General features: G+C 69.4%; 13 protein-coding genes. 10 read left to right on the plus strand and 3 right to left on the minus strand.

Annotated features, from left to right (window positions below; translation table 11 throughout):
- Positions 1–50 precede the first annotated feature (50 nt).
- The 5 genes from ACQBAU_RS09540 to thpD all read left to right on the plus strand — a co-directional run bounded on the left by ACQBAU_RS09540 (position 51) and on the right by thpD (position 5,630).
- The gene (locus tag ACQBAU_RS09540) at positions 51–2,057 is read left to right on the plus strand and encodes a DUF4838 domain-containing protein (RefSeq protein WP_465256645.1); all 2,007 of its coding nucleotides are present in this window, start codon (positions 51–53) and stop codon (positions 2,055–2,057) included.
- A gap of 347 nt (positions 2,058–2,404) precedes the next feature.
- Positions 2,405–2,830, plus strand: a complete 426-nt coding sequence (gene ectA, locus ACQBAU_RS09545) for a diaminobutyrate acetyltransferase (protein ID WP_465256646.1) — start codon at positions 2,405–2,407, stop codon at positions 2,828–2,830.
- A 94-nt stretch (positions 2,831–2,924) separates the two neighbouring features.
- Positions 2,925–4,262 carry a diaminobutyrate--2-oxoglutarate transaminase gene (gene ectB, locus ACQBAU_RS09550; protein ID WP_434551301.1) on the plus strand — a complete coding sequence of 446 codons (1,338 nt, stop codon included), beginning with the start codon at positions 2,925–2,927 and terminating at the stop codon, positions 4,260–4,262.
- Between the two features lie 25 nt (positions 4,263–4,287).
- Entirely contained in the window at positions 4,288–4,743 is a 456-nt protein-coding gene (locus ACQBAU_RS09555; RefSeq protein ID WP_434551300.1) for an ectoine synthase, read from the plus strand.
- Positions 4,740–5,630 carry an ectoine hydroxylase gene (gene thpD / locus ACQBAU_RS09560; RefSeq protein WP_434551299.1) on the plus strand — a complete coding sequence of 297 codons (891 nt, stop codon included), beginning with the start codon at positions 4,740–4,742 and terminating at the stop codon, positions 5,628–5,630. Before ACQBAU_RS09555 ends, thpD begins: the two co-directional genes overlap by 4 nt.
- Before the next feature lie 87 nt (positions 5,631–5,717).
- Here the strand turns inward: thpD and ACQBAU_RS09565 are convergent, their stop codons facing one another.
- A complete protein-coding gene (locus ACQBAU_RS09565; RefSeq protein WP_434551298.1) occupies positions 5,718–6,665 on the minus strand; it encodes a DUF2510 domain-containing protein in 948 nt (315 codons plus the stop codon).
- 133 nt (positions 6,666–6,798) lie between these two features.
- On the opposite strand from ACQBAU_RS09565, the gene ACQBAU_RS09570 reads away from it, so the two are divergent.
- On the plus strand, positions 6,799–7,482 hold the full coding sequence (locus tag ACQBAU_RS09570; RefSeq protein WP_465256647.1) for a CDP-alcohol phosphatidyltransferase family protein: 684 nt from the start codon (positions 6,799–6,801) through the stop codon (positions 7,480–7,482).
- Between the two features lie 20 nt (positions 7,483–7,502).
- Here the strand turns inward: ACQBAU_RS09570 and ACQBAU_RS09575 are convergent, their stop codons facing one another.
- Together ACQBAU_RS09575 and ACQBAU_RS09580 are read right to left on the minus strand one after the other, a co-directional pair.
- Positions 7,503–9,152 (minus strand): FAD-binding dehydrogenase, encoded by a 1,650-nt coding sequence (locus ACQBAU_RS09575; protein WP_434551296.1) that lies wholly within the window; start codon positions 9,150–9,152, stop codon positions 7,503–7,505.
- Between the two features lie 53 nt (positions 9,153–9,205).
- Entirely contained in the window at positions 9,206–10,204 is a 999-nt protein-coding gene (locus ACQBAU_RS09580) for a 5'-3' exonuclease (RefSeq protein WP_434551295.1), read from the minus strand.
- Positions 10,205–10,294: 90 nt separating this feature from the next.
- Between ACQBAU_RS09580 and ACQBAU_RS09585 the strand changes: the two genes are divergently transcribed.
- The 4 genes from ACQBAU_RS09585 (at position 10,295) to ACQBAU_RS09600 (ending at position 14,206) form a co-directional block, all read left to right on the plus strand.
- Positions 10,295–10,753, plus strand: a complete 459-nt coding sequence (locus ACQBAU_RS09585) for an Lrp/AsnC family transcriptional regulator (protein WP_434551294.1) — start codon at positions 10,295–10,297, stop codon at positions 10,751–10,753.
- A gap of 65 nt (positions 10,754–10,818) precedes the next feature.
- Complete coding sequence (lnt, locus tag ACQBAU_RS09590; RefSeq protein ID WP_434551293.1) at positions 10,819–12,612, plus strand: apolipoprotein N-acyltransferase; 1,794 nt, start codon at positions 10,819–10,821, stop codon at positions 12,610–12,612.
- Positions 12,609–13,406: a polyprenol monophosphomannose synthase gene (locus tag ACQBAU_RS09595; protein ID WP_465256648.1), complete on the plus strand. Its 798-nt coding sequence runs from the start codon at positions 12,609–12,611 to the stop codon at positions 13,404–13,406. The genes lnt and ACQBAU_RS09595 overlap by 4 nt, the downstream gene beginning before the upstream one ends.
- A complete protein-coding gene (locus ACQBAU_RS09600; protein ID WP_465256649.1) occupies positions 13,406–14,206 on the plus strand; it encodes an FxsA family protein in 801 nt (266 codons plus the stop codon). Before ACQBAU_RS09595 ends, ACQBAU_RS09600 begins: the two co-directional genes overlap by 1 nt.
- Positions 14,207–14,415: the final 209 nt, after the last annotated feature.

Consider the following 14,415-nt stretch of genomic DNA (forward strand, 5'->3'; position numbering starts at 1 on the left):
TGCAATTGCGGCACACCCCCTGCCGCGGGAGCAACGACAGAGGAGTCGTGATGGGTTCCGAAGAATTCACTGTCCCCCGACGTACGGTCATCGGCGGCCTGGTCGGGGCGGTCACCGCCGGCACGCTGGGTGCCACCGGTCTGGCACAGCCGGCCCGGGCCCGAACCAGAGCCAGGTCCCCGATCGTCCGCGGCCCGGCCGTACGACTGGTCTCGGGCGGGCAACCGCGGGCGGCCATCGTGGTCGAGGAACCCGGCAGCCCACTCGTGGCGGAGGCCGCCCAGGTACTGCAACACCTGGTGGAGCGGTCCTCGGGTGTCCGTCTCCGGATCGTCGGGCCCGGTGACGCCTTCCCCGAACCGGCCGCTGTACGGCTGGGACGTGGGCCCAAGGCACTCGCCGCGATGGCCGAGGCAGGTGTCAGCCTGGGCGCCGAACACTACTGGACCCACGCATCCGCCCGGGACGTGCTGGTGGTCGGCAGTGATCATGATCCCGGAACGGACTCCAACAACTACGTGAACCGGACCCCGGCCACGATCTGGGGCGTCCAGCGCCTGCTCGACGACTGGCTCGGCGTCCGCTGGCTCTGGCCCGGTGACGGCGGCATCGCCGTACCGCGCAGCAGCGAGATCGCCGTCGGACACCACACCGAGCTGCACCGGCCGGCCCAGCTGAACCGACAACTGCGGAACTCACTCAACACCGGGCACTCGCGAGCCACCAACGCCTGGCTCGCGGAGGATGAACTCACCCGGCTCAACGCCGAGATGTTCGGGTGGGCCGAGGCCCACCACATGGGCACCCGCGAGCGGATCGCTGCGCCGCACGCCTTCACGAGCTGGTGGGAACGGTTCGGGGAGACCCATCCGGACTGGTTCGCCGTGCCGCCGAGCGGCGAGGGGTACGCCCAACCGTGGCCGGTCGCCGAACGCGTCAAACTCCGCATCACGCACCCGGAGGTGGCCGACCAGATCCTGGCCGACTGGCGGGCGGACGGCAGCCCGGCGACCTGGAGCGTGACCCCCAACGACTCCACCGGCTTCGACACCAGCCCGGAGACGATGGCCACGGACTTCCCGGTCGGCCAGGACCCACTCGACGTGTGGCTCGGCAGTGGCAACCTGTCGACGCGATTCGTGAAGTTCTGGAACGGTCTGCTCGAGCGCATGCGGGGTGAGCGGCCCGACGTGAAGCTGCTGTCGCTGGCGTACGCATGCTATGCCGAGGCCCCACCACCCGAGGCCGGCGTACGCGTGGCCGACGGCACCATCCTCGGTGTGGTGCCGGCCCCCTGGCACCGGACCGGCTGGCAGGACTGGTCCGACCGCGGCGCCCAGCACTATCTGCGGCCCAACTGGTGGCACGCGGGGGCGAGCGCGCCCCTGTTGCCGCTCCAGCTCGAGGGAGGCTTCGTCGAGTTCACCCAGGCGCACAACTCGGCCGGCTTCGACTTCGATTCGGTGATGGGGTTCTGGGGCAGTCAGAACCCGCGCTACTACATGACCGCCCGGCTGAGCTCCCGGCCCGAACTGACCCCCGACGACGTGATCGAGGAGTACCTGACCACCTTCGGTGGTGCGGCCGATGCCGTCGGCGCCTACCTGGCGCACTGGGAGGACTTCACGACGCGGGCGTCCTACCCGTTGGGCTATCCCAACTATGAAGTGCAGGATCCCGACGGTCTCTACTCCCGCGCCGTACGTGACCACGGGATCCACCCCGGCATCACGAAGGGCTCGATCGAGGCCCTGGCGTACCTGTTCGGTGACGACGTCGTGCAGCCGGCAGGAGAGATCTTGGCACAGGCTCGGACCGACGCCGCCGGGGATACCGACGTCCTCGACCGGATCAGTTTCCTCTCGGACGGACTCACCGAGCTGACCACGGTCCGCAACACGTTGGTGCTCGGCAAGCAGGACCCCGACGGCATGGCTTTCCGTACCGCGGCGGGGGAGTTGCTCGAGCTCCGGAAGGAACTCACCAGCCGGCACGCGGTGTACGGCGAGGTCGCATACTGGCGGGAGCAGGCCTTCGACCAGCCCACCTCGATCTGAACGTTGCGGCGGGTCGGGCTGAACGTTGCGGCGGTCGGCCAACCCCTCCCGGCCCGCCGCCCGCCGCGACGGCGCGATGCAAGCAGGCGGGCCACAATTCGGTCCGCAATGTCGTACACCACAGGCGGTGTCGTCCCTAGTCGGAGTGGTGTGTCGCCTCCTGCCGCGTGATTTGGGACCGACACACGTCCCTGTGGTAAAGCACCCCCGGTTATGGGGCATTTTGGGTCATGGGTTAAAGTCGTTGTCCGATGCCTGTTCTGACCACAGATGACCGGGGGCTTCGTCGGGACTCCGACGTTGAGCTCCGACACCCAACAGTCGCTGATGGGGCGACGATGTGGCGGATGGCCGGCGAGTCCGAGGTGTTGGACGTGAACGCCTCGTACGCCTATCTGTTGTGGGCACGCGACTTCGCCGCAACCTCCGTGATCGCTACGGACCCCACCGGCGAGCCGTGTGGCTTCGTCACCGGCTACCGACGACCCGACCAACCTGACACGCTGATGATCTGGCAGGTCGCCGTCGATGCCCGGATGCGGGGACGGGGGCTGGCCCGGCAGATGCTGGACCACCTGACGGCCAGGGTGCCGTCCATCACCGCCCTGGAGACGACGATCACCGCCGACAACGAGGCGTCGATCGCCCTCTTCAGCTCCTTTGCCCGGGGGCAGGGCGCCACGCTGCGCACCGAGCCACTGTTCGGGGCCGCCGACTTCCCCGACGGCCACGACGCCGAGGAGCTCTACCGCATCAGCCCCATCGGCGGCTGAACCCACGATTTCCCCGAAACACCGAGTCCGAACGTCCAACATCAGCCCCGGCGCACCGATCAGCGCGACCGGGGCAACACCCCGGAGGTGCCGCATGACCGCCACGACAACCCAGACCACCACCATCGACGCCACTGATCCGGAGCCTGCCAAGCCCGGGGCCGGTGCGACCGCAGCCGGCCTCGACACGCGCATCTTCGAGGAGCGCGAGTCGCAGGTCCGCAGCTACAGCCGCAGCTGGCCGACAGTCTTCAGCCGGGCCAAGGGCCCCCGCGTGTTCGCCGAGGACGGCACCGCCTACCTCGACTTCTTCGCCGGCGCCGGCGCGCTCAACTACGGGCACAACAATGCGGAGATCATCAAGCCGTTGATCGAGTACCTGACCGGCGACGGCATCATGCATTCGCTCGACATGTACACCACGGCGAAGCGTGACTTCCTGAGCAGCTTCACCAAGCTGGTGCTCGAGCCGCGCGGGATGGACTACAAGGTGATGTTCCCCGGCCCGACCGGGACCAACGCCGTCGAGGCCGCGCTGAAGTTGGCCCGCAAGATCACCGGTCGGCAGCACGTGCTGTCCTTCACCAACGCGTTCCACGGCATGACCCTGGGCTCGCTGTCGGTTACCGGCAACTCGATGAAGCGGATGGGCGCGGGCATCCCGCTCACCAACACCTCCAAGATCCCGTACGACGACTACTTCTCCGGATCCGTCGACGACTTCCTGTGGCTCGAGCGGGTGCTGGCCGACAGCGGGTCGGGCGTCGACAAGCCGGCCGCGATCATCGTCGAGACCGTCCAGGGTGAAGGTGGCCTCAACGCCGCCCGTGCCGAGTGGCTCCGTGCGCTGTCGGAGCTGTGCCGTGAGCACGACATCCTGCTGATCGTCGACGACGTTCAGGCCGGCTGCGGCCGTACCGGCACGTTCTTCAGCTTCGAGGAAGCCGGCATCGTGCCCGACATCGTCTGCCTGTCGAAGTCGCTGTCCGGCTCCGGGCAGCCGCTGGCGGTCACGCTGCTGCGCCCCGAGCTCGACGAGTGGTCGCCCGGCGAGCACAACGGCACCTTCCGCGGCAACAACCCGGCCTTCGTGACCGGCCGGGCCGCCTTGGACCTCTACTGGGGCGACGATGCGTTCGCCGCGTCGGTACGCGAGCGCTCGGCCGAGCTGCACGCCGGCCTGGGCCGGATCGCCGAGGCCCACGGGGGCACGCTGCGGGGCCGCGGCCTGCTGTGCGGGATCGCCTTCCCCGACGACGCGACCGCCGGTGCGGTGTCGCGTGCGGCCTTCGAGCGCGGGCTGCTGGTGGAGACCTCCGGGCCCGAGAGCGAGGTCCTCAAGACCATGCCGCCGCTGACCATCACTCCGGCCGAGCTGGCCGAGGGCATCGACATCATCGAGCAGTCCGCCCAGCACGTGCTCGGCAACTGAGTCCCCAACCAAAGAAGGAGAACACATGATCGTCACCCACCTCAGTGACCTCGACGGCACCGAACGTGACGTGAAGGCGCCGACCTGGCGCAGCCGCCGCTTCGTGCTGGCCCGCGAAGGCGTCGGATTCTCGTTCCACGACACCGTGCTGTACGCAGGCACCGAGACGTCGATGTGGTACGCCAACCACATCGAGGCCGTCTACTGCGTCGGTGGCGAGGGCGAGCTGATCAATGACGAGACCGGCGAGGTGCACGAGCTGCGTGACGGCACGATGTACCTGCTGAACGGCCACGAGCACCACCGGGTGAAGGCGACCACCGACCTGCGGATGGCCTGCGTGTTCAACCCCCCGGTGACCGGAGCCGAGGTGCACGACGAGAATGGGGTGTACCCCCTCATCGTGGAAGACCCCGTACCGACGACTGAATCGAGTACGACAACACAGAATCCGAACGAGAACCAGGAGGTACCGGCATGACGACAGCACCAGAGATCCAAGACGTCTATCCGACCCGTGCGGAAGGCTTCACCGAGATCGAACGACAGGATCCGGTGGTGTGGGAAGGTGTCGACGGTCCGATCGACGCCGCGACGCTGAAGAGCTTCGACGAGAAGGGCTACCTGAGCGTCGAGCAGCTCGTCACCCCCGAGGAGGTCGAGGAGTTCCGCGCCGAGCTCAAGCGGCTCTCCGACGACCCGAAGGTCCGGGCTGACGAGCGCACCGTCGTGGAGCGACAGTCGCAGGAGGTGCGCTCCATCTTCGAGGTGCACAAGATCAGCGAGGTGTTCAACCGGATCGCCAACGACCCCCGTGTCGTCGGCCGGGCCCGTCAGATCTTGGGCTCCGACGTGTACATGCATCAGTCGCGGGTCAACTTCAAGCCCGGGTACGACGGCAAGGAGTTCTACTGGCACTCCGACTTCGAGACCTGGCACGCCGAGGACGGGATGCCGCGGATGCGTGCGGTCAGCATGTCGATCTCGTTGACCGACAACTACTCGTTCAACGGTCCGCTGATGATCATGCCGGGCTCGCACAAGACCTACATCTCCTGTGGCGGTGCCACCCCCGACGACAACTACAAGTCGTCGCTGGTCCAGCAGGAGGCCGGCACCCCCGATCACGACAGCCTCGCTCGGCTCGCCGATCGGCACGGCATCGACGTGCTCGCGGGTGCGGCCGGTGGCGCGACCATGTTCGACTGCAACTGCATGCACGGGTCGAACGGCAACATCACGCCGTTCCCGCGCTCGAACGTGTTCATGGTCTTCAACAGCGTGGAGAACACCTGCGTCGAGCCGTTCGCGGCCGCGCAGCCGCGCCCGCCGTTCATCGGCTCCCGCGACTTCACCCCGCTGGGCTGAGTGACGGGCACCAGCTGAACCACGAACAACGGCGCCGCAGTGATCATCACTGCGGCGCCGTTGTCGTCGGTCAGGTTGGTTGTCGAGTCAGCCCTTCTGGGTGGAGCCGATGACCTCGTTGACGTGTCCCTCCGCGGTGGCGTCACCCTTGGGCCAAAAACCCATCAGGCTGGCGAACCTGGCCGGCTGACCGGAGTCGAGCACGATGATCGTCACCCGGGTCTCCGGCGGCGTACCGCCCTCGTTGTCGGTGATGTCGATGACACGCTGCCAGCCCTGCATCCCGCCGATGGTGACCGCCTCGGAGCTGACCTCGGTCATCGGGTACTCCTTGTCGTTCCACGGGCCGTACGTGGTCAGGCACTCGACGTAGTCGGCCGAGGCCTTCTCCGGCTCGGTGAACCCGTTGCGGTTGTGGAGGCCACCCAAGGCCACCCCGGCGGCCATGTCGGCCTCCGGCCCGGCCTCGATGGTGCCCCAGGCGGCCTGGTCGTCCAGCCAGGTCCACTGGGTCTTGTCGAACCGGAAGCCCCAGTCCGCACGGCCGGTGATGGTGACGCCGGTGCTGGTGTAGGTCTCGGACTTCGTGCCGAGGGCGGTGCCGTTGCCGCCGGCGCAGTTGAGCTCGCCCACCTCTCCGCCACCGCCGCCACCGCTGCCGCCGCCACCGGGGGTCGGTTCGGTGCCCGGGGTCTGCTCGGTGCCGGGCGTGTTCACGCCGGGAGAGACGGGGGGCTCCGGGGGACCGTCTCCGCCGATCAACCGCGGCACGAACACGATGCCGGCCACCACGAGCGCGACCACGACGACCCCGATGCCCACCAGCAACGCGATCTTGCCACCCGAGGTCGATCCGCCGGGCGCGCCGGGGGCACCGGTGCCGCCACCGGGTGGGCCCGCGGGCGCACTGGACCCGGGGTCGGGGAAGGGCGTGGCCGGGTTGTACGTGGTGTCCTCACGCCACGTGCTGCCGTCCCAGAAGCGGAGCCGACCCGAGACACCGGCCGGGTCGGGGTACCAACCGGGCGGGTTCATCGGGCGGCTCCGGGACTGGTCGGATGATCAAGTTCGAGGATGCTCACGTGGATCGATGCTACCGGGTGAGGGACCACGATCACGGTCGTGACGGCGACCTCCGGGGTGTCGCCGACGGGTAGGCTGACGGTAAATGACTCCCTCGCACCTCCCCGAACAACGAGCTTCGGTGCTCAACGTCCCGAACACGATCACGGTTGCTCGACTTGTGCTGCTGACACCCCTGGTGATCTACCTGATGTCGAGCCCGGACACCCGGGTGCTGGCGACGGTGGCGGTTGCGGTGTTCTCCGGAACGGACTGGATCGACGGCTTCCTGGCTCGTCGGCTCAACCAGGTGACCGAGTTCGGACGGGTGTTCGACCCGGTGGCCGACCGCTTCGGCATCGGGTTGATCTGCATCGCGATGTTGGTGTTCGGGATCCTGCCGTGGTGGGTGCCGGCCGTGATCGTGCTGGTCGACGCCGCCATCCTGTTCGTCGGCATCGGCCGACGCTCCCGGGTCAGGCATATGCGCGTCCTGCCCCTGGGCAAGGCACGGACCGCGCTGATCATGGTGGGCCTACCGCTGGCCACGCTCGGGGCGAGTGACCTGGCCGCCGCGCCGACGATCCGCGTGGTCGCCCTGGTCGTGCTGGGCGTCGGCATCGCCGCCCACGCCGTGGTCGGTGTCCGCTACCTGTACGAGTTGCTCCGCCCCCGGCCGGTCGGCGAACTGGAACGCGACGGTGACACCACGGCAACTCGGCCCGCCGAGGCCGGCGCCGAATCGATCGGTGATCGCAGGAGCCGCAACGGGGGAGACGACGGACCCTGACCCGACGGGCGGCCAAACGGTCAGGCGAGTTCAGCCGCAGCGGCCCGACCGGCGGTCCGACCGGAGAACAGACAGCCACCCAGGAACGTCCCCTCGAGGGCGTTGTAGCCGTGCATCCCGCCACCACCGAAGCCGGCGACCTCACCGGCGGCGTACAACCCGGGCACCGGATGCCCGTCGTGCCCGAGGACCCGGCCCTGCAGGTCGGTCTCCAACCCACCGAGCGTCTTGCGGGTCAGCACGTGCAGCCGGACCGCGACCAACGGTCCGTGCACCGGGTCGGTCAACCGGTGGGGCGGAGCGACCCGGACGAGCCGGTCACCGCGGAACCTGCGGGCACCCCGGATCGCCGCCAGCTGGGTGTCCTTGCCGAACGGGTTGCCCAGTTGGGCGTCCCGCGCCGACACCTCGGCGGTGACCTGTTCGTACGACAGCAGCGGCTCGTCGGTCAGCGCGTTCATCCGGTCGACCAAGGACCCGAGATCCTCTGCGGTCACCCAGTCCGCGCCCCGATCGAGGAAGGCCTTCACCGGGGCACTGGCGGCAGGACCGAGCCGGCCCGCGAGGAGGCGCAGGTCGCGGCCGGTCAGGTCCGGGTTCTGCTCCGACCCCGACAGCGTGAACTCCTTCGCCACGATGGTGTGGTTGGTGACGAACCAGGAATGGTCGTGCCCGGTACGGCGCAGGTGCGCCAGCGTGCCCAAGGTGTCGAAGCCGGGCAGGTAGGGCGGCGGTAGCCGGCGACCGGTGGCGTCGAGCCACAGCGACGACGGGCCCGGCAGGATCCTGATGCCGTGCCCCGGCCAGACGGGGGAGTGGTTGATCACGCCCTCGGTGTAGTGCCACATCCGGTCGCTGTTGATCACCCGCCCACCGGCCTCCCGGGTGATCTCCATCATCCGACCGTCGACGTGGTCGGGCACCCCGGTGACCATGTGCTGCGGCGGGGTCCCGAGCCGCTCGGGCCACGCCCGACGGACCAGGTCATGATTGCCGCCGATGCCGCCGGAGGTCACCACCACCGCCCCGGCCAGGATCTCGAAGTCGCCCACGACCGTACGGGAACTGGGCCGTCCGCGCTCGGCGTCGGTGGGCTCCAACACCCCACCACGCACCCCGACGGCACGGCCGTCGCTCATGATCAACTCGTCGACCCGATGCCGGAACAGCCCACGGACCCGACCGTCGCGAGCATGATCAAGAAGGCGCCGGGCGAACGGTTCGACCACGCCCGGTCCGGTACCCCAGGTGACGTGGAAGCGGGGCACCGAGTTGCCGTGCCCGGTGGCCGTACCGTCACCCCGTTCGGCCCAGCCCACGACGGGGAAGAACCGGTGGCCCATCGCGTGCAACCAGGCCCGCTGCTCCCCGGCGGCGAAGTCGAGGTACGCCTCGGCCCACCGCCGCGGCCAATGGTCCTCGGGACGGTCGAACCCGGCACTGCCGAACCAGTCGGACCAGGCGAGCTCCACCGAGTCGACCACACCCATCCGTCGCTGCTCGGGGGAGTCGATGCAGAACAGTCCACCGAACGACCAGAACGCCTGCCCACCAAGGGATTGACGTCCCTCCTGCTCGACCAGGCAGACGGTGTGGCCGGCATCGGCCAGCTCCACGGCGGCCACCAAGCCGGCCAACCCTGCCCCGACAACCAGCACATCGGTGTGCATCGGCGTCTCCTCTCAGACGACGGGCTTGATCACGCTCTCGATCCTGATCACCTTCACGACCCGTCGGCCGCCGTCGCCAGGGCAGCCACGATCCGCTCCGCACTACCGCCCAGTCCGAGTTCGTCGACCAGTTCCGACCACCGGTCCGGCTCGGCGGGGGAGTCGACCAGTCGGAGGTCGTCCACCTCCAGCGGCAGCGGCAGGTCCCGGACGACCTGGACGACCTCCCGGGCCGGGCCGAGGTAGTCCACGGCCGCGGCCAACTTGCTCCGGACACCGGGCGCCAGACCGCCCTTCGGGTCCTGCGCGACCTCGACCAAGGCATCGATCGAGCCGTACTTGGTGAGCAGGGACGAGGCCGTCTTCTCACCGATCCCGGCCACCCCGGGCAGACCGTCGGACGGATCACCGCGCAGCACGGCGAAGTCGACGTAGTGTCGCGGCTCGATGCCGTACTTGCGGTGCAGCAGGGCACCGTCCACCCGCTCATGCTTGTTGATGCCGCGGGCCACGTACAGCACCCGTACCTCGGCGTCGTCGTCGACGAGCTGGAACAGGTCGCGGTCACCGGTGACCACGTCGGTCGGCATGCCCGAGGTGGTGGCCAGGGTGCCGATCACGTCGTCGGCCTCGTGGTCGTCGACCCCGACGATCGGCAGCCCCAGCGCGTTGAGGGCGTCGACGATCAACGGCACCTGCGCCTCCAGCTCGTCGGGTGCCTCCTCCGACTGCCCGGTCGCCGCCCCGGCACCACCGGCGCCGATCACCGGGGTGGCGGCCTGTACCGGTGCCACCCGATGGGCCTTGTACGACGGCAGCAGGTCGACCCGCCAACTGGGTCGCCAGTCGTTGTCCCAACAGCAGGCGAGGTGGGTCGGGCGGTAGTCCGTGATGAACCTGGCGGTGAAGTCGAGCAGTCCGCGGACGGCGTTCACCTGTCGCCCGTCGGGTGCGGTCATCGACGACGGCAGCCCGAAGAAGGCACGGAAGTAGAGCGAGGCGGTGTCGAGCAGCAGCAGCCTCGTCGGTGCCGGGGAACGCGTGTCGGCCATGGCGGCATCCTGTCACGCCCACGTCGTGGCGGCGTCGCACAGGTGACCCACCCGGTCAGTGAGACCCTCCCCGGATGCAAGGATGGGGCCATGGAGGGGTTGGACCGGCAGATCGTGCACTTGCTGGTGGGGGACGGACGCATGTCCTACACCGACATCGGGCGGGCGACCGGCTTGTCGACGTCGGCCGCACAGCAACGGGTGCGGCGACTCGAGCAGCGGGGCGTCATCACCGGCTATCGAGCGGTGGTGGACCCGTCCACGCTCGGGGCGGAGCTGACCGCGTACGTGTTGCTCCATCCGTTCGACCCGAGCCAACTCGACGAGGCGCCGAACGTGGTCCGGGTGGTGCCACAGGTCGTGTCCTGCCACGCCGTCACCGGACGGGCCAGCTACCTGCTCAAGGTGCAGGTGGCCGACCACGCCGAGCTCGACTCGGTGCTGGGGCGGATCCGTCACAGCGCGGCGGTCGCCACCGAGACGATGGTCGTGCTGTCCACCCCGTTCGTCGACCGGCCGGTGGACGCCTCCGGGCCCGGCGAAGGCTGAGGCCCCGAGCCGCCCACAGCCGCGCGAGCCGGGTGCCTCTTGGCACCGGCAGGTAGGCTGTCGTGGTGTCCGTCGCGGTCGTGAACCACAGCCGACGCACCCGGTGGGTGCGCCTCGGGCTGGTGGCCGTTGCCGGCCTGGCACTCGGCCTGAGTTGGGAGCCGTACGGGCTGTGGCCGCTCGCGCTGGTGGCCGTCCCGCTGCTGACCCTGTCGCTGCGTGGCCTGCGCCCCCGTACGGCCTTCGGACACGGCTACCTCTTCGCCCTGGTCGCGCTGACGGTCTCGTTGAGCTGGGTCCACGTCATCGCCGTCCCCGTCGCGTTCGCGTTGATCACGTTCATGTCGTTGTGGTTCGGGCTGCTCGGCATCCTGCTGTCCCACGTCGGCCGGCTGCGGCTCTGGCCCTTGTGGGCGGCCTGCGGCTGGGTGGCGACCGAGTTCGCGTTCAGCCGGTTCCCGTTCGGCGGCTTCGGCTGGAGCCGACTCGGCTTCACCGCGGTCGACGGTCCGCTGGCCGGCTGGTTCCCGGTGCTGGGGGTGGCCGGGGTGTCGTTCCTGGTCGCGCTGACCGGACACCTGGGTGCCTGGCTGGTGTTGCGGATCCTGGCCCTCCGGCGCGCACGTGCGCTCACCCCCTCGACCGCCGGCGAGGGCCGGCGGGCGGGCCGTACGGCATCGTGGCGACCGGTCGCTCTTGTTGCGACTGCCGTGGTCGCGATCGGCGGCACCGGAGCGGTACTGGCCAACACCGATCCGGTGATCGGGGCAGCCGAGCGCGGCACCGTCGACGTCGGCATCGTGCAGGGCAACGTGCCCGGCCGTGGCCTCGACGCCATGGGCCGGATGCGCTCGGTCACCAACAACCACCTCTCCGAAACCCTCCATCTGATGGCCCGCGCCCACCTGGGCCAGATCGCCGCGCCCGACTTCGTGCTGTGGCCGGAGAACTCCACCGACATCGACCCGCGCACCGACCCGGTCACCCACGCCACCGTCGAGTCCGCCGCCGAGGCGGCCGGCGTGCCGATCCTGGTCGGCGCCGTGTCGTACGGCCCGGAGGAGGGACAGCGCCAGACCACCGGCATGTGGTGGATGCCCGGTGTCGGCCCGACGACCGTCTACCACAAGCAGGACCTGGTGCCCTTCGGTGAGTGGATCCCGATGCGCGACGTGCTGTTGCCGCTGGTGCCGATGCTCGCCATGGTCGGCGCCCAGGGTGTCCCGGGAACCGAACCGGGGGCGCTGGACGTACGCCTCGCCGACGGCCGCGCCCTGGTGGTCGGCGACGTGATCTGCTTCGAGCTCGCCTACGACGACACGATCCGCAGCATGGTCACCAACGGCGCCGAGGTCGTGGTGGTGCAGAGCAACAACGCCACGTACGGCGGCACCGGCCAGATCGAGCAGCAGTTCGCGATCACCCGCGCCCGGGCGATGGAGACCCGACGCGAGATCGCGGTCGCCACCACCAACTCGGTGTCGGGCCACATCGACCGTCGCGGCGTGGTGCTGCAGCGGTCGGAGGAGTTCACCGCCGCGTCGATGATGGCCACGATGCCGGTACGCCAAGGACTCACCCCGGCCATGCTGATCGGGCCCTGGGTCGACCTGGCGATCACCGTCGCGGCCCTGCTCGCGTGGGGTGTGGCGCTGGTGCTGCTGCGCCGCGAGCGGCGCCGGGTGGGGGTGGGGACCGACAGGCCCACGGCCGACCCGAGCTCCGAGCCGGTTTCCGTCCCCGACCCGCGTGCCACCGACCCGGTCCTTGTCGGCGTACGTCACGATGGACCACAGTCCGAGAGCGGCGACACCGCCGCCACGAGTCCGCCACCGTCCCAGAGGGAGCCAGAGCATTGAGCGACCAGAACCCAGCCGAGCCGTCGAGCCACCCGCGCACGTTGGTCATCATTCCGACGTACAACGAGGCCGACAACCTGGAGTGGATCATCTCCCGGGTCCGCGACGCAGCTCCCGAGGTCGAGATCCTGGTGGCGGACGACAACTCACCCGACGGCACCGGTGAGATCGCCGACCGACTGGCGGCGGCGGACGGCCACGTCCACGTGATGCACCGCCGCAACAAGCAGGGGCTCGGCGCCGCCTACCTGGCGGGCTTCGACTGGGGCCTGGACCACGGCTACGACGCGCTGATCGAGATGGACGCCGATGGTTCCCACCAGCCCGAGGACCTGCCACGGTTGATCGCCCGCCTCGCCGATGCCGACCTCGTCATCGGATCGCGGTACGTCCGCGGTGGTGGGGTGGAGAACTGGCCGCTGTACCGCCAGCTCATCTCCCGCGGCGGCAGCCTGTGGACCCGGCTGATGCTCGGCATCAAGACCCGCGACGCCACCGGCGGCTTCCGGGTGTTCCGCCGCGAGACCCTGGAGGGGATCGGCCTCGACGAGGTCGCCTCGGCCGGCTACTGCTTCCAGGTCGACCTGCTGTGGCGGACGTTGAAGCGCGGCTTCCGCGTCGTCGAGGTGCCGATCACGTTCGTGGAGCGGGAGCGCGGCAACTCCAAGATGAGCAAGGCGATCTTCATCGAGGCGCTCATCCGCACCACCCTGTGGGGGATCGCCCATCGCGCCGAACAGCTCCGTGACGCCGGTGAGAAGGCCCTGGAGAATCGCGAGAAGCGGCGGACCTGATGTCACACCCCGTCTCTGGCGCCAACCCCGAGCCGGGCCCGTACGACAACTCCGGCAAGGGCCCGTACGACGGCTCCGCCGAGGGCCCGTACGGCGGCTCCGCCGGGGGCCCGTACGGTGATGCGCCGGCGGGCGGGTCCACCCCGTCCGGTGGGACCGAACGGCGTCGGTCGGGCTCGGCGCCGAAGCGGCGCTGGACGTCCACGCTGGCGATGGTGTTGGCGGTCGTGGTGCTGATCGCGGTGCCGATCGCCGAGGTCTGGGTGTTGATCACGGTGGGGAGCACCATCGGGGTGATCCCCACCATCGTGGTGTTGCTGCTCGTGGCCGGTGTCGGCGCGTGGCTGGTCCGTCGCGAGGGCACCCGTGCGTGGCGAGCATTGCAGGAGGCCTTCGGCACCGGTCGGATGCCCAGTCGTGAGTTGACTGACGGTGCGCTGGTGCTGGTCGGCGGCGTCCTGCTGCTGCTCCCGGGCTTCGTGACCGACGTCGTCGGCTTCTTCCTGCTGCTGCCGTTCACCCGACCCCTGGCCCGTACCTTCCTCGGTTTCCTGCTCGCCCGCGGCGTACAGAAGCGCTACGGCGTCAACGTGGACACGGTCCGCGCTCGACTGGACACCGACAACACGATCAAGGGCGAGACAGTCGACGAGCCGGAAGGACCACGCAAGCCGGAAGGACCACGCAAGTCGGAAGGACCACGCGAGTCGGACCGACCCGGCGGTTCGAAGCCACCCGGTGGCCAAGGCCCCTCCGCACCCGGCGGCCCGACGATCATCGCAGGTGAGCTCGAACCCTGAGCCCCGGAGGGAGCGGCACTGCGCGTGGCACCCGTTCCCCGGCATAGCACCCGTTCCCCGGCATGACACCCGTTGCCGACGTCTGCAGCGTGTGTCACAGCGAGGAACTGGTGTCAGGGCGAGGAACTGGTGTCAAGGCGAGGAACTGGTGTCAAGGCGGGAAACGTGTGTCACGGGTGGCGAGTCCGACACTCCGGGTGGACAGCAAA

The organism is Carbonicoccus niuqiaonis, assembly GCF_050157065.1.
GTDB lineage: Bacteria > Actinomycetota > Actinomycetes > Propionibacteriales > Propionibacteriaceae > Avipropionibacterium.

What these genes read in the sequence shown, in the direction of transcription:
- ACQBAU_RS09580 (WP_434551295.1), bottom strand. Translation starts at nt 10,204, where the DNA reads ATGGCCGACACGCGTTCCCCGGCACCGACGAGGCTGCTGCTGCTCGAC.
- ACQBAU_RS09555 (WP_434551300.1), top strand. Translation starts at nt 4,288, where the DNA reads ATGATCGTCACCCACCTCAGTGACCTCGACGGCACCGAACGTGACGTG.
- ACQBAU_RS09600 (WP_465256649.1), top strand. Translation starts at nt 13,406, where the DNA reads ATGTCACACCCCGTCTCTGGCGCCAACCCCGAGCCGGGCCCGTACGAC.
- thpD (WP_434551299.1), top strand. Translation starts at nt 4,740, where the DNA reads ATGACGACAGCACCAGAGATCCAAGACGTCTATCCGACCCGTGCGGAA.
- ACQBAU_RS09540 (WP_465256645.1), top strand. Translation starts at nt 51, where the DNA reads ATGGGTTCCGAAGAATTCACTGTCCCCCGACGTACGGTCATCGGCGGC.
- ACQBAU_RS09585 (WP_434551294.1), top strand. Translation starts at nt 10,295, where the DNA reads ATGGAGGGGTTGGACCGGCAGATCGTGCACTTGCTGGTGGGGGACGGA.
- ACQBAU_RS09575 (WP_434551296.1), bottom strand. Translation starts at nt 9,152, where the DNA reads ATGCACACCGATGTGCTGGTTGTCGGGGCAGGGTTGGCCGGCTTGGTG.
- ectB (WP_434551301.1), top strand. Translation starts at nt 2,925, where the DNA reads ATGACCGCCACGACAACCCAGACCACCACCATCGACGCCACTGATCCG.
- ACQBAU_RS09570 (WP_465256647.1), top strand. Translation starts at nt 6,799, where the DNA reads ATGACTCCCTCGCACCTCCCCGAACAACGAGCTTCGGTGCTCAACGTC.
- ACQBAU_RS09565 (WP_434551298.1), bottom strand. Translation starts at nt 6,665, where the DNA reads ATGAACCCGCCCGGTTGGTACCCCGACCCGGCCGGTGTCTCGGGTCGG.
- ectA (WP_465256646.1), top strand. Translation starts at nt 2,405, where the DNA reads ATGGCCGGCGAGTCCGAGGTGTTGGACGTGAACGCCTCGTACGCCTAT.